Here is an 18457-nt window from a genome sequence, read left to right on the forward strand (position 1 = left end):
ACCGCCGCCACAGTCACTACGAACGCCACAAATCACCTGTAAACCAGATCAGTTGCTCTCTGAGAGGTCAGCTCACCGGAACGATGAGCGCTCCGCGCTCCGGGCCGGAGCCGACCACCGAGAAGCAGACCTCGTCCCGCGGAGCAATCGTTTCCGCTGCGAGGTCGGCGTGCAGCAGGGCGATCGTCGAGACGGCCGCCGTGTTGCCGATGGTGCGCACGTGCGCCGGCGCCTGCTCGGCGGAGATGCCCATCTCCTCGCGGCTGACTCGGCTCCGCCGGGAGGAACGGGCGTTTCGTGATCGGCCGGAGGGGCTGAAATACCAGCGCCGGCCCGCATATCCAGCCTGTCCGGCGTTTGAGGACGAGGCCCCTTCAGGGGGCCGAAGCGGGGGTCTGGGGGCGCAGCCCCCAGGAACAGGATGGGACGGGTAGGGGCGGCGGGGGCGAAACTCAGCCGGACGCCAGCACCTCGGCCAGCCGGTCACCCAGCACAGGCGCCACTGCCTCCGCATACGCCTCGGAGACATGACTGTCGTCGCGGTACGCAACCGTGTTGCCCACCAGGACAGGGCAGTTGCCCCCGGCCGTGCACAGCCACGGCGCGGGGTCGATCACCGTCACACCGGACAACCTCGCCGCGTCCACCGTCGCCGTCCGGCGAGACGGGTCCCGGATCGCCTCCGGCAGACGGCTCGCGCACCGGTCCAGCCGAAGGGAGAACATCGCGGCGCAGTCGACCGCGTCCGAATTCGGCCACGGAGTGTCGAGCAACGCGACAACCCTCGCACCCGAGGCGCCCAGCGCGTCGTACGTGGTACGGAAACCGTCCGTCCACTGCTGGACGAGGTCGGGCTCCGGATACATCGGGTCGCCCGCGTCCGAGGACGAGACGATCACCAGGGCCGGCCGCAGAGCGGTGATCCTCGTGATCGCCCCGGCCCGCCAGGTGTCGCAGGCCGCGTACGGGCCGTCGAAGCGGCGCAGGGTGACCCTGGCCGCCTTGCACGACGCCTTCGTCAGCGACACCAGCTTCCAACCGCGCTGCTTGGCAAGGCGGTTGAGGGCCGGGAACCACTGGGCCGCATGGGAGTCGCCGAAGAGGACGACGACCTTGCGCGAGGCGGGGTCCCCGTACTCGCACGGCGGGGTGCTCGTGCTGTCGTACGCCACATGGCAGCCGTCCCGGTAGACCGCCGACCGCGTCGCCTTGATCTCGGGGAGGGGTGGGGCGAGGTTGCTGGGCAGGCTCGTCGCCGACGTCTCCAGAAGCTGGCGCAGCCGTAGTTGTGGGTCCGGTGCGGTGGCCGTCGCCTGCCTCAGTGAAGGCGCGGGGCTGCCCGAGTCGATCGCGGGCGGGAACGCGTACGCCGTCACGGCGATCAGTGCCACGCCCACCGACAGGGCCACCCCGAGCCGCAGCGCGCGCCCCGGGCGGCCACGGAACGCCGTGTGGAACCGGACCGGGTTCTCCACCAGGCGCAGGGTCACCCAGGCCAGGAGCAGGGCGACCGCGCAGAACAGCAGCGCGATCCGGACGCGGGTCGTCCCGGGGGGTATGCCCATCGCCGCTGGGCCTATCAGCAGCAGCGGCCAGTGCCACAGGTACCAGCCGTACGACAGGCCGCCCAGCCAGACCAACGGCCCTCTCGACAGGAGCAGTTGGGCGCCGTACCGAGAGGGTGCGCAACCGCCGGCCAGGACGAGGACCGACCCGAGCACCGGCAGGAGCGCGTAATACCCGGGGAACGGGGTGTCGTTGCCGTAGACGGTCGCCGCGACGGCTATGCAGGCCAGGCCCGCCCAGGTCATCGGCGCCGCCACCCTGGGCGGCAGCCCGCGAAGCCGCTCGGCGGACAGGGCCAGCAGCGCACCGGCGCCCAGTTCCCAGAACCGGGTGTGCGAACCGAAGTACGCCCAGGACGGTGCGGACTCCGTCACGGCGACACTCAGCCCGAACGACAGCAGGCAGAGCACGGCGAGCGGCACCGCCAGGAGTTCACGCCGTCGGCGCGCGAGCCGCCAGCTCAGCAGGAGGAGCAGCGGCCAGAGCAGATAGAACTGCTCCTCCACCGCCAGCGACCAGAAGTGCTGGAAGGGGGACGGCGGGCTTCCCTCCGCCAGGTAGTCGGTGCCGCCCGCCGCCAGTCGGAGGTTCACCGCGTAGAGCGCGCTGCTCAGCGCGTCCCCGGCGTACTCCTCGAAGCGGGCCCTCGACAGGAACAGCCGGGAACCGGCGAGGGTGGCTACGACGACGACCGTCGACGCGGGGAGGAGACGGAGTGCGCGGCGGGCGTAGAACCTGCGGATCGACAGTCCGTTGCTGGCGGCCAACTCCCGTACCAGCAAAGAGGTGATGAGGAAGCCTGACATGACGAAGAAGACGTCGACACCGACATAGCCCCCGCCGAACCCGCCCACACCCGCATGCCCGAGGACCACGAGCGACACGGCCACGGCACGCAGCCCCTGGATGTCGAGCCGTAGCCCGGGACTCTCGGCCGGACTCGCCTTCATGTTCATGCTCACGTTCGTCAGAGACGGTCGCCCCACTCGAACGGTTGTGCTCCAAACCTCCTGGTCACCCTAATTTTTTCGGCCGTTCGCAATCGGCAGCCCCGAAATGACCGGTCCGACGCGTTTGCTACGCTCGCGACGCGTCCCATGGGGGAAGTCCGGTGAGACTCCGGCGCTGACCCGCAACGGTATGCACGCTCCCTTCCTGCTGCCCGGCCTCGGCTGTTCGGCCAGGACTTCGGCGTGCGAGCCCGATCACCCAAGGTGCGCGTGCCCCTGTGACCGCTCGCCGCGGACTGCGAGCCGAGGCGAAGGATCGCCGACCGTGCGCCGAATACCCGTCCCGCCCGTGGCCGTTGGGCTGGTTCTGCTCCTGTTCCTCTCCTTGCTGTGCGGGGTCGGGCTGGGGGCGTCCGGGGTCGGCTGGGGTCAGGTGTTCCGGTTCCTGTGGGCCGGGGTCAGCGGAGGCACCATCCGCGCCGACGACCTCGCCTCCTACACCATCGTCTGGGAGTTGCGGCTGCCCCGGGTGGTGCTCGCCGCCGTGGTCGGGGCGGGGCTCGCGGCCGTCGGGGTGGCCGTGCAGGCCATGGTGCGCAACGCGCTCGCCGATCCGTTCGTCCTCGGGATCTCCTCCGGTGCGGCCGTGGGGGCCAACGCCGTGATTCTGCTGGGGGCGTTCGCCGGGCTCGGGGTGTGGGCGCTGTCCGTGTCCGCCTTCGTCTCCGCGCTCGCCGCCATGCTGCTCGTGTACGCCGTCGCCCGGTCCGCCGCTCATGGGCTCACCCCGCTGCGGCTGATCCTCACCGGGACCGCGCTGGCGTACGGCTTCGAGGCCGTCACCACCGTGATGGTGTTCGGGGCCGCCCGGGGTGAGGCGGCCCGCTCGGCGATGATGTGGCTGCTGGGGAGTCTGGGCGGGGCGACCTGGGCGCAGGTGCCGATCGCCGGCGTGACCGTCCTCGCCGGGTGGGCGTGGCTCGCCCGGCGCGCCGAGTCGCTCAACGCGCTCGCCATGGGGGACGAGACCGCCGCCGCCCTCGGGGTCCAACCGGCTCGGCTGCGGCGGGAGTTGTTCCTCGTGACCGCCGCCGTGACCGGCACCGTGGTCGCCGTCAGCGGGGCCATCGGCTTCGTCGGGCTCATGGTCCCGCATGTCGTACGGATGCTCGTGGGCGCCGATCACCGGCGGGTCCTGGTGGTCGCGCCGCTCGCCGGGGCCGTGCTGCTGGTGTGGGCCGACGTACTGTCCCGGCTGCTCCTCGCGCCGGCCGAGCTGCCCGTCGGGGTGATCACCGCCGTGGTCGGTGTACCGGCGTTCCTGCTGCTGATGCGGCGCGGCGGCTACGCGTTCGGGGGGCGGTGAAGCATGCGGCTCGATGTGGAGGGGGTGTCGGTCGACGCGGGGACCGTCCGGCTCGTCGAGGACATCACGCTGCGGGTGGACAGCGGGGCCTTCGTGGGCCTCGTCGGCCCCAACGGGAGTGGTAAATCCACCCTGTTGCGGTGCGTGTACCGGGCACTGCGACCGGCGGAGGGTGCGGTGCGGCTGGACGACGTCGACGTGCACGGCATGGAACCCCGGGCCGCCGCCCGGGTGCTCGCCGCGCTCCCCCAGGAGTCGTCCGCCGAGTTCGACTTCACCGTCGCCGAGGTGGTCGCGATGGGACGGCTGCCGCATCGGGAGCGTACGGCGGCCGGGGACCGGAACATCTGCGCCGCCGCCATGGAGCGCACCGGCGTCACCCACCTCGCCGACCGCGGGTTCCTCGCCCTGTCCGGCGGCGAGAAGCAACGCGTGCTCATCGCACGGGCGTTGGCCCAGCAGCCACGTGTCCTCGTCCTCGACGAACCCACCAACCACCTCGACATCGCCCACCAGTTGGATGTTCTGTCCCTGGTCAGGTCCAGCGGCCTGACCGCGCTGGCCGCCCTGCACGACCTCAACCTCGCCGCCGCCCACTGCGATCTCCTGTACGTCATCGCCAGGGGTCGGGTCGTCGCGTCGGGCCCGCCGCACGATGTGCTCCAACCCGGCCTGCTGGCCGAGGTGTTCGGCGTGCGCGCACATCCCGTACACCACCCGGAGACGGGTGCCGTCCAGCTGCTCTTCGATCTGCTCCCCACACCGTCCCGGTAAGGAACCACCCTCATGCGCAGGCCAGTCACAGCCGCCGCCGTCCTGTTCTCCCTCCTCGCCACCGGATGCGGGGCGACCGTCGCGAAGCCCCCGGCGAAGGCACCCGCGTCCTCGTCCTCTTCCGCCGTCACCCTCACCAACTGCGGTCAGCGGGTGACGTACGACAGGGTTCCTAAGCGGGTCGTCACGAACGACGTCGGGATCACCGAGCTGATGTTCGCGCTCGGTCTGGAGGACCGGATGGCCGGGTTCGCCATGCCCGACGACAAGGGCGATCTGACCGGCGTGCCCTGGAAGGACGGCTACGACAAGGTGAAGTGGCTGTCCAGGCAGCAGCTCACCAAGGAGAACGTCCTCGACGCCCGCGGCGACTGGGTCTTCGCCGGCTGGAACTACGGTTTCCGGGACGACAACGGCTTCACCCCGGACGCGCTGAAGAAGCTCGGCATCCCCTCGTACGTCCTCACCGAGTCCTGCCGCAACGGCCGTACGAAGTCCTCGCGCGGCATCATGCCGCCCCTGGAGGCCCTCTACACCGACCTCACCAACCTCGGAAAGCTCTTCGGCGTCGAACAGCGGGCGGCGGCCCTGATAGCGGGCTTCAAAAAGCAGGTCGCGGCGGTGGCGGCCAAGGCTCCGACCGGGAGCGCGCGCCCGAAGGTGTTCCTCTACGACAGCGGCACGGACTCGCCCTTCACCTCCGGGCGGTACGCCGCTCCCGAGGAGGTCATCAGCAAGGCCGGAGGGGTCAACGTCATGAACGACCTGGCCGACTCCTGGACGACGGTGGGCTGGGAGTCGGTGGTCGAACGCGACCCCGACGTCATCGTCATCTGCGACTACGGGGACGTCAGCGCGGAGCAGAAGCGCAGGTTCCTCCTCTCGTACGCCCCGCTGAGGAACGTCACCGCCGTGAAGCACCAGCGCATCTTCGTCCTCGACTACGTGGACCTCGTCGAGAGCCCGCGCAATCCTTCGGCGATCGCGCGGCTGGGGGGCTATCTGCGCTCGGTGGCGGACACCACCAAGCCCGCCTCATAGGCGACACCTGAGGAGCGGTTGCCGCTGCCCCCGACCCCCCGCTCCTCAAACGCCGGAGGGGCTGACATACCCAGCCCGTCCGGCGTTTGAGGACGAGGCCCCTTCAGAGGGGGTCTGGGGGCGCAGCCCCCAGGAACAGGATGGGACGGGTAGGGGCGGCGGGGGCGAAGAAACCTCCGTAGCCCCTACCTACCTGCACGCATACCGCCGGGCAAGTGCCCGGAACGCCTCCTTCGGCTCCCAGTGCCACGGCGAACTCGGGTCGCCAGCCCGGTCCTTGACGGCCTTGTTGATGCCGTAGCTCGCCATGTCGACGTCGTACAGGGGATTGTCGGCACGGTGTTCCGCGTCGGCGGTCCCGAACTCGAAGGCCATCGCCGCGTACAGACCCATGGACTCGAAGACGTCCAACAGGTCGACCAGATAGGCGGCCTGGGTGCGCTCGCTGCGCACAAGGTCGCCTTTGATCTCCTGCGGAACCTTGTCGTAGTCGACGACATACCAGCCCATGCCGCCCGCCTGCGGCGCCCCCTCGTACGTGCAGGTGCCGAACTCCGTGATGGCGACCGGCTTGCCCCACTCCAGATAGCGCCTCAACTCCCGCACATAGTCAGCCCTGTTGGGATAGTAGGAGTAGTAGTCGACGCCGATGACGTCGAAGAGGTTCCAGTCGACCTTGTCGTCCTGGGCGGCGGCATAGCTCAGCCGCCCGTGGAAGACGGACCGCCCGACGGCCGCCGCCCTGGCGGTGAACCGGTCGAGCCGGCGCTGCATCTTCTCCCAGTCCACCGTGCCGTTGAGGAGATTCTCGATCCGGTCCAGGACGGTGTCGCCGGGGACGATGCCCGGCACGAACAGCCAGAACTCGCAGCCCACGCTGAACTCGACACTCGCCCCCTGCCGCCGCAGCCGCTCCGCGTGCCGCCCGGTCTCCGCGAGGTGTTCGAGGATGTCCCGTTCCGGAACGTCTCCGAGAGTGGGTTGCAGCCAGACGTGCATGCCGCGTTCGGCGACCTCGGAGGCGGTGGCGTTCAGCCGCTCGACACCGTCGCCGGTGACCTCGACGGAGTTGGCGTGCAGGTCGTCGCGGATCGTGCGGATGTCGGCGCGCATACGGGCGGGGCTGAAGCCGGTGACGGGGGTCTCACCGTCGACGAGGGTGTAGACGACGCCCCGGCGGGTCAGGCCACCGCCATGACCACGGGCGGCAGTTGCCATGTCAGGCCGCTCCGTCGCCCGCGCTCCGGCCGCCGGAAGCAGCGCCCCTGTGAGCCCGGCGGCTGCGGTACCGGCCAGAAACCGCGCCCGGCTGATTCCGCTGCCCCCGCCGACCCCGCCGGTCCCTGTGCTCTTGGTCTTCTCCATGCCTTCACTGTGCCGAGGCCGACAGCACCCCGCCGTCCCCCGAAGGTCTACGGCAGCGCAACCAAGGTATGAGGAGAGGACGTCGGTCACTACGGAGATCGTCATCCGAACCCCACCGAAGGAGACCCGAGATCCTAGGCTTCACGAAGACCCACTCGATGACCCGGACGACCCAGCAGACGGCCCACGCGAGGTTCCGGCCCACCCGCCGTACCCTCCTCACCACCGGAGCCGCGACCGCCGCGACCCTGCTGGCCCCGGCCGCACCCGCACACGCGTCGGGCACCGACCCCGACGTCACCGCCCGCCTGCGTGCCCTGGAGAGTGAACACGGCGCCCGGGTAGGCGTGTTCGCGCACAACCTCGGTACGAGGAAGACCATCCGGCACCGCGCCGACGAACGCTTCCCCATCTGCTCGCTCTTCAAGACCCTCGCGGCGGCGGCCGTACTGCGCGATCTGGACCGGACCGGCGAGGTCCTGTCCAAACGCGTGCACTACACGGCCGACGACCTGGTCGACGGCTCGAAGCACACCGAGGAGCACCTCGCCGAGGGCATGACGGTGGCCGAACTCGCCGACGTGGCCATCCGGTTCAGCGACAACACGGCCGGCAACCTGCTCCTGCGCGAACTGGGCGGCCCGACCGCGATCACCCGCTTCGCCCGCTCCCTCGGAGACCGGGCGACCCGCCTCGACCGCTGGGAGACCGAGCTCAACTCGGCGGAGCCGTGGCGGATCACGGACACGACGACGCCGTACGCGATCGGCCGCACGTACGCCCGTCTCGTCCTCGGAGACGCGCTGAACCGCCCGGACCGCGAACTCCTCACCCACTGGCTGCTGAACAACACGACCAGCGGCAACCGATTCCGCCTGACCCTGCCCCCGACCTGGACGATCGCCGACAAGACGGGCGCCGGCTCCTACGGCACGAACAACAACGTGGGCATCGCCTGGACACCGGACGGCACCCCGATCGTCCTGGCCGTCCAGACGACGAAACCCGACCAGGGCGCCGCCGCCGACCATTCTCTGGTCGCGGAGACAGCACGGGTGCTGGGCGAGGCGCTGGGCTGACGGAAGCGCTCCCCGAGAGCCCGCGCCCCCGCCTCCACCCGCATCCCCACCTCAACCTCAACCTCAACTCACAGGAACCGACGGACGTACCGGCGCTGCCAGGGCGTCTCCACCGCATGCCGGTCGTAACGGGCGCGCACGTAAGCCACCGCCTCCGCCGCCGGCACCCCGTCCAGCACCGCCAGACACGCCAGCGCCGTCCCCGTCCGTCCCCGTCCGCCGCCGCACGCGACCTCCACCCGCTCGCCCACCGCCCGTTCCCACACCTCGGCCAGTGCCGCGCGGGCGGCCACCTGGTCCTTCGGGAGGCGGAAGTCGGGCCAGTGGAGCCAGCGGAACTCCCAGGGAACCGCCGGGGGTTGACTGCCCAGGAGGTAGACGGCGTACGAGGGGACGGGCGCCGTCGGGTCGAGGGGGCGGCGCAGGCCGCGTCCCCTGATCAGGCGGCCGGACGGCAGCCGCAGTACGCCCGCGTCTCCCTCGTCCCAGCGCTCGTCGGCCGGCTCGTCCATCCGCGCGTCCCCCCGCTCGTCCATCCGTACATTCGAACCCGGCCCCGGAACCCGGGCAACCGATTCCGGGGAAACGGTGGTCTGGTGGGCGAGGGGGTACTCGATGCAGGCCGAACAAGAGGCCCAGTTCCATGAATTCGTCAGAGCGCGGTGGTCCCATCTGGTGCGCACCGCGTATCTCCTGACCGGCGACGCCCACCACGCCGAGGACCTGACGCAGACGGCGCTGGCGAAGGCGTACCGCTCCTGGCGGCGGGTCTCGCGCACCGACAATCCGGAGGCGTACGTCCGCCGGATGCTGGTCAGTTGCAACAGCGACCGGTTTCGCAAGCGCCGCGTGCGGGAGGCCCTGACCGACGCGCCGCCCGATGTGGTGGGCCGCGACGAGGCCGTCTCCTGGGCCGACGAGCGCAGCGCACTGCTCGGTGCGCTCGCCCAACTCCCGCCCAAACAACGGGCGGTGGTGGTTCTGCGCTACTGGGAGGACCTGTCCGAGGGCGAGGTCGCCGACACCCTCGGCTGCTCCCAGGGCACGGTCAAGAGCCAGGCGTCCAAGGGGCTGGCGAAGTTGCGTACGTATCCGGGGCTGGCACAGGTCGTGGGCCGCCCCGAGCCCAGCCACGCGTCACACGTTCGGGAAGGCGTCCGGTGAACGGGAATCAACGGCCGGACCAGCCGCACGAGTTGGGGCATCCGGAGCCTTCGGGCCAGTCGCAAGAAGCAGGACAGCAGGTGGGAAACACACTCGGGAAGGACTTCGAGGCACAGGTGCGCGAAATGATGACGGAGGACGCCTACACCATCCGGCCCTCATCGGCGCCCTACACGGCGATCCGCCGCAAGGGCACGATCGAGCGGCGACGGCGCGTGGCAGCGGCCGGCGCGATCCTGGTCGCACTGGCGGCGGCGCCCGTGGCGGCCTACGCGGTGAACGGGAACGGCGGCGACGGAAGCGTGAACACGGCGGCTCCACTGCCGTCGACCGGCACCTCAGCGCGCACGACGCCAACTCCCGTTCAGTCAGCGCCCGCCGGCCCGGCCGGACCGGCGACGCCGGGACAACTCCGCGACGGGATCACCCTGGCCCAGGCTTCGGACGGCCTGGAGAAGTGCATCGCCTGGAACCGGGAGAACGACAAGAACAGGTCGTCCAAGGCGCCTCCGCTGACCGAACTGGGCGAGGCCACCGACTACCGGATCATCCTGGCCCTGAACAGCACCGGTGACTCCAACTCGCCCGGCGACGGCTTCCACGTCGTCGCGGTCAAGGAGCAGACGAAGCAGCCGAAGCTGACCCAACTGATCTGCACCATCAAGGACGGTGAGTCGAGCGGCATCAACATCAGCACCGGCGGCCTGGAGTTCGACAACGGCGGGCCGGTCATGCCCGACATCAATGCCGGCAAGCTCTACCAGCAGTCGTTCATCGACAAGGGCAACTGGAAGCTGCCGTTCGGCTGGGGCAGCATCGGCCGGATCGACCCCTCCGTGACCCGGGTGACCGTCTCGTACGGCGGCAGCACCAGCGAAGCCGCCCTGGACCACGGCTGGTTCGTGGCCACCGGGACCCTGAACAAGCAGGTCACCCTGGCTCCGCACGTCAAGGCATACGACAGCACGGGCAAGACCGTCTACGACTCGGACAACGACGCGGGGTACGACAAGGCGCTGCCGTAGGCCGGACCGCGACGGGGACGTGACGGGGGACGCCGTACAGGGGTCGGCGCCCCCTTTCACGTACCGGCGAACCGGCGTACCGGCGTGGCCGCGCCTTGCACCCGCAGTCGCACCGGCACCCGCACCCGTTCAGCCCACCCCGCGTGACTCCTGCGCCGCCCGCGCCTCGATTCCGCGGAAGTGCACCGCCAGCGCGCGTTGGGCGCTCTCCACGTCGTGGGCGCGCAACGCCGTCACGATGTCCCGGTGTCTGCGGGCCGTCAGCTCCGGCGCCGGGTCGTCGTGCCAGCCACGGGCGCCCGAGACACGGCGGAACACCGTCCAGAAGGCGCCGAGCAGCTGCGGCACGAGGGCGTTGCCGAGGGGGCCGTACAGGGCCTCGTGGAATTCGCGGTCCAGTTCGGGGAAGCGCCGGCCCGCGCGTCCCGCCTCCTCCATCCGGGTGACGACCGACTCCAGCCGGTCCAGTTCCGCGTCGGACAGCACGGCAGCGACCCGCCGGATGAGCCCGACCTCCAGCACCTCCCTGACCTGGAGAATCTCGGCGAGCGCGGCACCGTCCCCGTCGTGCCGGGCAAGCGTACGGAACGTCAGTCCGTCAACCAGCGGCGTCAACGACGCCTGTCCGACGTACGTTCCGTAGCCGTGTCTGATCTCCACGATGTCGAGGGCCTGGAGCGCTTTGAGGGCCTCGCGGACGGAGTTGCGGCTGACCCCGAGGGTCTCCATCAGCTCGATCTCGGTGGGCAGCGGCGCGCCCGCCCGGAGTCTGCGGTCGAGGATCAGCTGCATGACCTCGCGCTGGACCTGGCCGCTCACCCGCCGCTCGGGCCGGCGTCGCTTCCCGGACTCCTGAGACATGCGGCGCATCGTACGCTCGCCGGACATCCCACGTCCCACCTCCAGGCATATCAGAATCCAACTGCCATGAATTCCGCACGCTCTTGACGCACTCTCGACTCCACCCGGGTCGAATTTCATATCGTCATTGGTCGCACCTCTGGCAGATACGCCATTCGTGTGCGATCTCTTGACCGGCCCCACCGCCCCTCTTATGGTCGCGCTGCCCCCTATGACGTAGGACGTCGTATCTCCTCACCTTTTCGGACCCCACCCCGCTGGAGGAATCGTGCGCGACGTGACCCGCGACGTAACCGCCGCTGTATCGACCGCCCCGCACCGCCGGTCGTTTCTGAAGTACACCGGCGCGCTGGGTGCCGCCGCCGCCATTTCCTCCTCCCTGTCGGCCTGCTCGTCCGGGCCCGAGTCCACCAACGACACCGGGGGCGGCGCGGGGGGCGCGAACAGCACGCTCACGGCCGTGATCGGCTACGGCAACGACGGCAGCTGGGACCCCACGCAGACGGCCTCCGCCTTCTCCATGGCCGCCAACAACCACATCTACGAGGGTCTGCTCGACACCGATCCGATCTCCCGCGAGCCGTACGCGGCGCTCGCCACAGCGGTCCCCGGTGACCTCAACAGCACCTCGTGGAAGTTCACGTTGCGGGCCGGGGCGACCTTCCACGACGGAAAGCCGGTCACCGCCGACGACGTGGTCTTCGTATTCGATCGAATCCTCGATCCGAACACGCAGACACTCGCCAAGGGGTTTTTCGCCAGTTGGCTGAAAGAAGTGAAAAAGGTCGACGCGCAGAATGTCGAGCTGGTGCTGAAGTTCCCCTTCCCCGAAGGGGTTTCCCGGCTCACTCTGGCGAAGATCATGCCGAAGCACGTCTACTCCCAGCCGGGCGGCTGGGACGACGCGATCAAGGGAAAGGCGATCGGCTCGGGACCGTACCGCCAGACCGCGCACCACCCGAAGTCGAACACGACGTTCGAGGCGTTCGCCGCCTACAACGGGCCACGTAAAGCGGCGTTCAAGAAGATGAACTGGATGACGATAGTGGATGCCGCTCCCCGCGTCGCCAAGATCTCGGGGTCCAGTGCCGGCGCGCAGATCGCCGACAACATCCCGTACGCCAACATCCAGCAGCTCAAGAGCGGGGGGATGGACGTCCAGGGCGGGGCGGGGATGAACAACCTGTTCCTGATGTTCAACACCAAGCGCAAGCCCTTCGACGACGTCCGGGTCCGCCAGGCGCTGCACTACGCCGTCGACACGGAGAAGATGGTGGAGGTGGCCCTCAAGGGCCACGGCAAGCCGTCCTCGTCCTTCCTCAACGAGGCCAACCCCAGCTACCGGCGCGCGAAGACGGTCTACGACTACGACCCTGAGAAGGCGAAGGCGCTCCTGAAGGAGGCCGGAGTCAGCGGGCTGAAGATCGAGATCCTGTCGGTGAACGTCAGCTGGATCGTCGACTGCCTGCCCACCATCAAGGCGTCCTGGGACGCGATCGGCGTCGAGACGACCCTCAACCCGCAGGAAACCACAGCGGTGTTCACGAAGATGGACCAGAAGCAGGACTACCAGGTCGTGTCCGCGGCCTCGAACCCCAACCAGTTCGGCCTCGACGCGGACCTGATCATGCACTACAACTACGGCCCGCAGAACCTCTGGATGGGCTACGCCCGTTGGGCCGACAGCGCCGTGGCCAAGCAGCTCTTCAAGGACATGGACCGGGCGACACAGGAACCGGACGCGGAGAAGAAGAAGGCGATGGTCCAGGACTACATCGACGTCGTCGCCGAGGAGGCCGTGCTCTATCCGGTCGTCCACAACGAGCTGATGACGGCCTGGGACCCGAAGAAGCTCGCCGGCATAAGGGCACAGCCGTACCCGGGCATCAACCTCCTCCAGGCCAAGTGGGTCTAGCAACCGCGGGGCTGACAACCGTGGATCCGGCCTCCGCCAAATACCACTAGCTGTACGGGAGTTCGTACGTGGTCGCCATCGCCAGGATCCTGGCCCGCAGGATCATCCTGCTCGTCCCGCTGATGCTCGGCATCGTGCTGTTCGTGTTCCTCGTCATGCGGTTCTCGGACGTCGACCCGGCCTCCGCGTTCTTCCAGGGCGCCAACCCGACCCCGCAGCAACTGCACGACTTCCGTGAACAGAACGGCCTGCTCGATCCGTTCCTCGTCCGCTACTTCCACTTCATCGGCGACCTGCTCCACGGTGACATGGGCATCAGCGCGCTCACCCGCGCGCCGGTGCTCGACCAGGTCACCACGGCTCTGCCGCTCACCCTCCAACTGACCTTCCTGGGCTTGGCCATCGCGGTGATCCTGTCCCTGCTGGGCGGCGTCACGGCGGCCATCTACCGGGACCGTCTCCCCGACCAGATCATCCGCGTCGTGTCGCTGACGGGTGTCGCGGCGCCGGGCTTCTGGCTGGCGCTGCTGATGATCCAGTACCTGGCCGTCGACCTGGGCTGGTTCCCGACCGGCGGCTACATCAACCCGGCCGACTCCTTCACCGGCTGGCTGAAGACGATGACACTCCCGGCCTTCGCGCTCTCCCTCCCGGTCGCGGCGCAGCTCACGCGCATCGTCCGTACGGCGGTGGTCGAGGAGTTGGACAAGGACTACGTCCGTACGGCGATCGGCAGCGGCCTGCCACCGAGGGTGGTGGTGGGCCGCAACGTGCTGCGCAACGCGCTCATCAACCCGCTCACGGTCCTGGGCCTGCGCGTCGGTTACCTGCTCGGCGGCGCGGTCGTCATCGAGACGATCTTCTCGCTCCCCGGGATGGGCAAACTGATGATCGACGCCGTGAAGAACGGCGACCCGGCGGTCGTCCAGGGAGTGGTCCTGACGACGGCGACCGGCTTCGTGGTCGTGAACCTGGTCATCGACATCCTCTACCTGCTGGTCAACCCGCGACTGAGGGATGCGGCCTGATGTTCATGATGTTCGAACGGGGGCGCCTGGCCGCCCTCCTCTCCCGCCCGGGCATCCGCCTGCGCGGGTGGCGCCGGCTCCCGGTCATCTCCCGGGTCGCGGTCTGCTTCCTGGCGCTGGTGGTGTTCGTCGCCGTCTTCGCCCCCCTCGTCGCCCCCGACGACCCCCTGGACCAACAGCCCCTGATCGGCGGCACGGGAGCCCCGTCCGCCGAGCACTGGATGGGCCAGGACAGCCTGGGCCGCGACATCATGAGCCGGTTGATGTACGGCGCCCGCTGGTCCCTCGCCATCGGACTCGGCGCCACCGCGCTCGCGTTGACGGTGGGCGCGTTGATCGGCGCGATCGCGGCGACGTCGCGCAAGGCGGTCGACGAGACGCTGATGCGCTGCCTGGACGTGGTGATGGCCTTCCCGGGCATCGCGCTGGCCGCCGTGCTCGTCGCGGTCTTCGGCGGCGGCATCACGGTCCTGATCTGCGCGATCGCGTTCCTGTTCACCCCGCCGGTGGCGCGGGTGGTGCGGGCGAACGTCCTGGACCAGTACGGCGAGGACTACGTGACGGCGGAACGGGTGATCGGCGCCCGCACACCACACATCGTCCTGAAGCACGTGGCGATCAACTGTGCGGCGCCCGTGCTGGTGTTCTGCACGGTGCAGGTGGCCGAGGCGATCGTCTTCGAGGCGTCGCTGTCGTTCATCGGCGCGGGCGTACGGCCACCTGACCCGTCCTGGGGAAGCGTCATCGCGGACGGCAAGAACATGGTCCTGACGGGCGGTTGGTGGGCGACGGTGTTCCCCGGCCTGCTGATGCTGATCACAGTCCTGTCCCTGAACGTCCTCTCGGAGGGCGTGTCGGACGCCTGGGCGGCACCGGCGGCGCGCGACGTGAAGGTACGGGAGGACGAGGACCCCCTGGAGGCCCCCGAGCCGGGGACGGGCAAGGTCCTGGCCCTGCCGGGCCTGACGGAGGCGGCGACGCGCCTGCGCGCGAGGGCCCGCCCGGTCCCCACGGGCCAACCGGTGCTGGCGGTGGAGAACCTGACGATCGGCTTCGCCGCGCGCCACTCGGGCGTGAACATCGTCGACGGCATCAGCTTCGAGGTCCACCCGGGCGAAGTCCTGGGTCTGGTGGGCGAGTCGGGCTGCGGCAAGTCGCTGACGGCACTGACGGTGATGGGCCTGGAACCGAAGGGCGCCCGGGTCACCGGCCAGGTCCGCTTCAACCAGCGGAACCTTCTGGCTGAACCCATGCGCGTACGCCGCAGGCTGCTGGGCCACGAGATGGCGATGATCTACCAGGACGCCCTGTCGTCCCTGAACCCGGCGATGACGATCCGTTCCCAGCTCAAGCAGGTCGTACGCCGAGGAGGCCACCGCACCCCGGAGGAACTGCTGGGCCTGGTGGGCCTGGACCCGGACCGCACCCTCCGCAGCTACCCGCACGAACTGTCGGGCGGCCAGCGCCAGCGGGTCCTGATCGCGATGGCCCTGTCCCGGGACCCGAAGCTGATCGTCGCGGACGAACCGACCACGGCCCTGGACGTCACGGTCCAGGCCCAGATCATCGAACTGCTCCTGCGCCTGCGCGCGGAGCTGGACTTCGCCCTGATCCTCGTCTCGCACGACCTGGCCCTGGTGGCGGACGTGACGGACCGGGTGGTCGTGATGTACGGCGGCCAGATCGTGGAGACGGGCGTGACGGCCGACCTGGTCGGCTCCCCGTCCCACCACTACACCCGAGGCCTGCTGGGCAGCGTGCTGTCCCTGGAGTCGGCGGCGGTCCGCATGACCCAGATCAAGGGCACGGTCCCCTCCCCCGCCGACTTCCCCAAGGGCTGCCGCTTCGCGGACCGTTGCCCGATGGCGACGGAGGTGTGCCGTACGACGGCCCCCGATCTCCTGGGCGCACAAACCCACTTGGCGGCCTGCCACCACCCGGCGATCGACCTGACGACGCCGGAGCCGACGGGAATCGAGAGGGCGAAGTGAGCACCAGTACGACAGCTACGACTGTGTCGACCCCCTTGGTGGAACTGTCGGACACGCACGTGGTCCACAAGGCCCGCAGCGGCGGCCTCTTCACCCGCGACCGCGTGTACGCCCTGACAGGCGCCGACTTCACCGTCGCGTCCGGCGAAACGGTGGGCGTGGTGGGCGAGTCGGGCTGCGGGAAGTCGACGCTGGCGAAGGTGCTGGTGGGCGTACAGGCACCGACGTCGGGACACGTCTCCTTCCGCGGCGACGACTTGTGGACGATGAAGGCGGCGGAGCGCCGATCGGCCATCGGAGCAGGCACCGGCATGATCTTCCAGGACCCGTCGACGGCCCTGAACCGCCGCCTGACGGTCCGGCAGATTCTCCGTGACCCGCTGGACGTGCACAGGCGCGGCACGCCGAAGGAACGGGAGGAGCGGGTACGGGAGTTGATGGGCCTGGTGGGCCTCCCCCGCGCCCTGGCGGACGGCCTGCCGGGCCAGCTCTCCGGCGGCCAGCGCCAACGGGTCGCTATCGCGCGGGCGTTGGCACTGGACCCCGACCTGGTGGTGGCCGACGAGCCGACGAGCGCGCTGGACGTGTCGGTCCGCGCCCAGATCCTGAACCTCCTCCTGGACCTGAAGGAGCGGCTGGGCCTGGCCCTGGTCTTCGTCTCGCACGACATCCAGACGGTACGGCGCATGAGCGACCGGGTGATCACGATGTACCTGGGCCGGATCGTGGAGGAGTCCCCGGCGGACGAGGTCACGGACGGGGCGCGTCACCCGTACACCCGGGCACTGTTCTCGGCGACGCCGGGCCTGCTGGACCCCATCGACCCGATCCCGCTGGTCGGGCCCGTCCCGTCGGCAACGCACCCCCCGTCCGGCTGCCCGTTCCGCACGCGCTGCTGGAAGGCGACGGAGGTGTGCGCGGAGGTGATGCCGGAGTTCACGGCCGCGTCAATCCCGGGACACCGGTTCCGTTGCCACCACCCTGTGGAGGAGGGCCGGACGACGCGGGACCTGGTCGCCCAGGCGGCGGTCGCCGCCGTGCCCGACGCGCAGAAGAGCCCCGCGGCCGACACCCCCGACACCACCCCCTCCGCACCGCCGCACGCCCCGAAAGACCCCAGGGAGCCCTGATGACCTTCCCCACCCCGCTGACCGGTGTCGTCCCTCCCGTCTGCACTCCGCTGACACCGGACCGCGGGGTGGACGTACGCTCGCTCGTCAGGCTGGTCGACCACCTGGTCGAGGCGGGTGTGGACGGCCTGTTCGTGCTCGGTTCGTCGTCGGAGGCGGCATATCTGACGGACGATCAGCGCAGGCTGGTGGTGGAGACGGTGGTGGGCCACGTGGCCGGCGCGCTGCCGGTCCTGGCGGGCGCGATCGACATGACGACCCCCCGGGTACTGGACCACGTACGGTCGGTCTCGGCGGCGGGCGCGGACGCGGTGGTGGTCACGGCCCCCTTCTACACCCGCACACACCCCTCGGAGATCGCCCGCCACTTCCGCCTGGTGGCCTCGGGCAGCCCGGTCCCGGTGATCGCGTACGACCTCCCGGCCTCCGTCCACAGCAAACTCCCCCCGGGCCTGGTCCTGGAACTGGCGGCGGATGGTGTCCTGGCGGGCCTGAAGGATTCGAGCGGCGACCTGGCGTCTTTCAGGGCAGTGGTGACGGGCGCGCGCGAACACCCCGGGATCGGCGGGTTCAGCGTCCTCACGGGGAGCGAACTGCTCGTGGACTCGGCACTGGCCCTGGGGGCGGACGGGGCGGTACCGGGGCTCGCGAACGTCGACCCGCACGGGTACGTACGCCTGGACCGGTTCTGCCGTACGGGCGACTGGGGCCGGGCCCGGGCCGAACAGGAACGGCTGTGCGTGCTGTTCGGCATGGTGGCGGCGGGGGATCCGATCCGGATGGGGGGCAGCTCGGCGGGGCTGGGGGCGTTCAAGGCGGCGCTGTATTTGCGGGGGGTCATCGCCTGCCCGGCTACCGCCGATCCGCAGATCCCGTTGTCGGAGGACGAGGTGGAGAGGGTGGGGAAGTTCTTGGCGGGGGCGGGGTTGTTGTAGCCCGCCCGGAACTGGAGTACGGGCGGGGCCCGCTGATCAGCAATGTTCGCGAAACCGGGCCTCGATCATTTTGTCGAGTTCGGCGACCTGTTGGTTGAGGGTCATCACTTCCCGCGCGAGTGTGTGCACCAGCTGGGCGGTCAGTTGTTCGCCGGGCAGGCTGGTGTGCCGGCGTCCGGCGCCTCCCGGGCTGTCTCGGCGATCCGGTCAGGGCGCAGGACCATGCGGTTGCGCAGCCAGGTCTCGAGCCTCTTCTTGACTGTCCGG

General features: G+C 69.8%; 16 protein-coding genes and 1 pseudogene. 11 read left to right on the top strand and 6 right to left on the bottom strand.

All coding sequences use genetic code 11. The annotated features are described in order from the left end of the window. Positions 1 to 67 precede the first annotated feature (67 nt). Both IEY89_RS38865 and IEY89_RS38870 read right to left on the bottom strand, forming a co-directional pair. Entirely contained in the window at positions 68 to 253 is a 186-nt protein-coding gene (locus IEY89_RS38865) for a 3-oxoacyl-[acyl-carrier-protein] synthase III C-terminal domain-containing protein (RefSeq protein WP_189152248.1), read from the bottom strand. A 199-nt stretch (positions 254 to 452) separates the two neighbouring features. Continuing rightward, the gene (locus IEY89_RS38870; RefSeq protein WP_189152249.1) at positions 453 to 2522 is read right to left on the bottom strand and encodes an acyltransferase family protein; all 2070 of its coding nucleotides are present in this window, start codon (positions 2520 to 2522) and stop codon (positions 453 to 455) included. Positions 2523 to 2841: 319 nt separating this feature from the next. Here IEY89_RS38870 and IEY89_RS38875 point away from each other — a divergent pair, with 319 nt between their 5' ends. From IEY89_RS38875 to IEY89_RS38885, 3 genes are read left to right on the top strand one after another with little or no spacing between them, the layout of a single operon-like run. Beyond that, a complete protein-coding gene (locus IEY89_RS38875) occupies positions 2842 to 3882 on the top strand; it encodes a FecCD family ABC transporter permease (RefSeq protein ID WP_189152250.1) in 1041 nt (346 codons plus the stop codon). Between the two features lie 3 nt (positions 3883 to 3885). Then, complete coding sequence (locus IEY89_RS38880; protein ID WP_189152251.1) at positions 3886 to 4656, top strand: ABC transporter ATP-binding protein; 771 nt, start codon at positions 3886 to 3888, stop codon at positions 4654 to 4656. 12 nt (positions 4657 to 4668) lie between these two features. After that, the gene (locus tag IEY89_RS38885; protein ID WP_189152252.1) at positions 4669 to 5697 is read left to right on the top strand and encodes an ABC transporter substrate-binding protein; all 1029 of its coding nucleotides are present in this window, start codon (positions 4669 to 4671) and stop codon (positions 5695 to 5697) included. A gap of 189 nt (positions 5698 to 5886) precedes the next feature. Here the strand turns inward: IEY89_RS38885 and IEY89_RS38890 are convergent, their stop codons facing one another. Then, positions 5887 to 7062, bottom strand: a complete 1176-nt coding sequence (locus tag IEY89_RS38890) for a glycoside hydrolase family 113 protein (RefSeq protein ID WP_189152253.1) — start codon at positions 7060 to 7062, stop codon at positions 5887 to 5889. A 158-nt stretch (positions 7063 to 7220) separates the two neighbouring features. Here IEY89_RS38890 and bla point away from each other — a divergent pair, with 158 nt between their 5' ends. After that, the gene (gene bla, locus IEY89_RS38895) at positions 7221 to 8141 is read left to right on the top strand and encodes a class A beta-lactamase (protein ID WP_189152254.1); all 921 of its coding nucleotides are present in this window, start codon (positions 7221 to 7223) and stop codon (positions 8139 to 8141) included. A 68-nt stretch (positions 8142 to 8209) separates the two neighbouring features. Here the strand turns inward: bla and IEY89_RS38900 are convergent, their stop codons facing one another. Next, the gene (locus IEY89_RS38900; RefSeq protein ID WP_189152261.1) at positions 8210 to 8653 is read right to left on the bottom strand and encodes a protein-tyrosine phosphatase family protein; all 444 of its coding nucleotides are present in this window, start codon (positions 8651 to 8653) and stop codon (positions 8210 to 8212) included. Between the two features lie 103 nt (positions 8654 to 8756). Here IEY89_RS38900 and IEY89_RS38905 point away from each other — a divergent pair, with 103 nt between their 5' ends. Further along, positions 8757 to 9305 (top strand): SigE family RNA polymerase sigma factor, encoded by a 549-nt coding sequence (locus tag IEY89_RS38905; protein WP_189152255.1) that lies wholly within the window; start codon positions 8757 to 8759, stop codon positions 9303 to 9305. A gap of 80 nt (positions 9306 to 9385) precedes the next feature. Further along, positions 9386 to 10330: a hypothetical protein gene (locus IEY89_RS38910; protein ID WP_189152256.1), complete on the top strand. Its 945-nt coding sequence runs from the start codon at positions 9386 to 9388 to the stop codon at positions 10328 to 10330. A 129-nt stretch (positions 10331 to 10459) separates the two neighbouring features. Here the strand turns inward: IEY89_RS38910 and IEY89_RS38915 are convergent, their stop codons facing one another. After that, the gene (locus tag IEY89_RS38915; protein WP_189152257.1) at positions 10460 to 11191 is read right to left on the bottom strand and encodes a FadR/GntR family transcriptional regulator; all 732 of its coding nucleotides are present in this window, start codon (positions 11189 to 11191) and stop codon (positions 10460 to 10462) included. Between the two features lie 268 nt (positions 11192 to 11459). Here IEY89_RS38915 and IEY89_RS38920 point away from each other — a divergent pair, with 268 nt between their 5' ends. The 5 genes from IEY89_RS38920 to IEY89_RS38940 all read left to right on the top strand — a co-directional run bounded on the left by IEY89_RS38920 (position 11460) and on the right by IEY89_RS38940 (position 18190). After that, positions 11460 to 13106, top strand: coding sequence for an ABC transporter substrate-binding protein (locus IEY89_RS38920; protein WP_189152258.1), 1647 nt, complete (start codon positions 11460 to 11462; stop codon positions 13104 to 13106). 68 nt (positions 13107 to 13174) lie between these two features. Then, positions 13175 to 14134 (top strand): ABC transporter permease, encoded by a 960-nt coding sequence (locus IEY89_RS38925; RefSeq protein ID WP_189152259.1) that lies wholly within the window; start codon positions 13175 to 13177, stop codon positions 14132 to 14134. Positions 14135 to 14142: 8 nt separating this feature from the next. After that, entirely contained in the window at positions 14143 to 16125 is a 1983-nt protein-coding gene (locus IEY89_RS38930; protein WP_373287347.1) for a dipeptide/oligopeptide/nickel ABC transporter permease/ATP-binding protein, read from the top strand. A gap of 23 nt (positions 16126 to 16148) precedes the next feature. Further along, positions 16149 to 17255 carry an ABC transporter ATP-binding protein gene (locus IEY89_RS38935; protein WP_229695695.1) on the top strand — a complete coding sequence of 369 codons (1107 nt, stop codon included), beginning with the start codon at positions 16149 to 16151 and terminating at the stop codon, positions 17253 to 17255. After that, on the top strand, positions 17255 to 18190 hold the full coding sequence (locus IEY89_RS38940; protein ID WP_189152260.1) for a dihydrodipicolinate synthase family protein: 936 nt from the start codon (positions 17255 to 17257) through the stop codon (positions 18188 to 18190). The genes IEY89_RS38935 and IEY89_RS38940 overlap by 1 nt, the downstream gene beginning before the upstream one ends. Before the next feature lie 42 nt (positions 18191 to 18232). Here IEY89_RS38940 and IEY89_RS42270 read toward each other — a convergent pair. Continuing rightward, positions 18233 to 18457: pseudogene (locus IEY89_RS42270) on the bottom strand (IS110 family transposase); the annotation flags it as partial.

Origin of the sequence: Streptomyces lacrimifluminis (assembly GCF_014646095.1) — a bacterium.
Lineage (GTDB): Bacteria > Actinomycetota > Actinomycetes > Streptomycetales > Streptomycetaceae > Streptomyces > Streptomyces lacrimifluminis.

Bases quoted from the DNA above. Each gene is read 5' to 3' on its own strand.
- IEY89_RS38865 (WP_189152248.1), bottom strand. From the start codon at position 253: ATGGGCATCTCCGCCGAGCAGGCGCCGGCGCACGTGCGCACCATCGGC.
- IEY89_RS38870 (WP_189152249.1), bottom strand. From the start codon at position 2,522: ATGAACATGAAGGCGAGTCCGGCCGAGAGTCCCGGGCTACGGCTCGAC.
- IEY89_RS38880 (WP_189152251.1), top strand. From the start codon at position 3,886: ATGCGGCTCGATGTGGAGGGGGTGTCGGTCGACGCGGGGACCGTCCGG.
- IEY89_RS38885 (WP_189152252.1), top strand. From the start codon at position 4,669: ATGCGCAGGCCAGTCACAGCCGCCGCCGTCCTGTTCTCCCTCCTCGCC.
- IEY89_RS38890 (WP_189152253.1), bottom strand. From the start codon at position 7,062: ATGGAGAAGACCAAGAGCACAGGGACCGGCGGGGTCGGCGGGGGCAGC.
- bla (WP_189152254.1), top strand. From the start codon at position 7,221: ATGACCCGGACGACCCAGCAGACGGCCCACGCGAGGTTCCGGCCCACC.
- IEY89_RS38900 (WP_189152261.1), bottom strand. From the start codon at position 8,653: ATGGACGAGCCGGCCGACGAGCGCTGGGACGAGGGAGACGCGGGCGTA.
- IEY89_RS38905 (WP_189152255.1), top strand. From the start codon at position 8,757: ATGCAGGCCGAACAAGAGGCCCAGTTCCATGAATTCGTCAGAGCGCGG.
- IEY89_RS38915 (WP_189152257.1), bottom strand. From the start codon at position 11,191: ATGTCTCAGGAGTCCGGGAAGCGACGCCGGCCCGAGCGGCGGGTGAGC.
- IEY89_RS38930 (WP_373287347.1), top strand. From the start codon at position 14,143: ATGTTCGAACGGGGGCGCCTGGCCGCCCTCCTCTCCCGCCCGGGCATC.
- IEY89_RS38940 (WP_189152260.1), top strand. From the start codon at position 17,255: ATGACCTTCCCCACCCCGCTGACCGGTGTCGTCCCTCCCGTCTGCACT.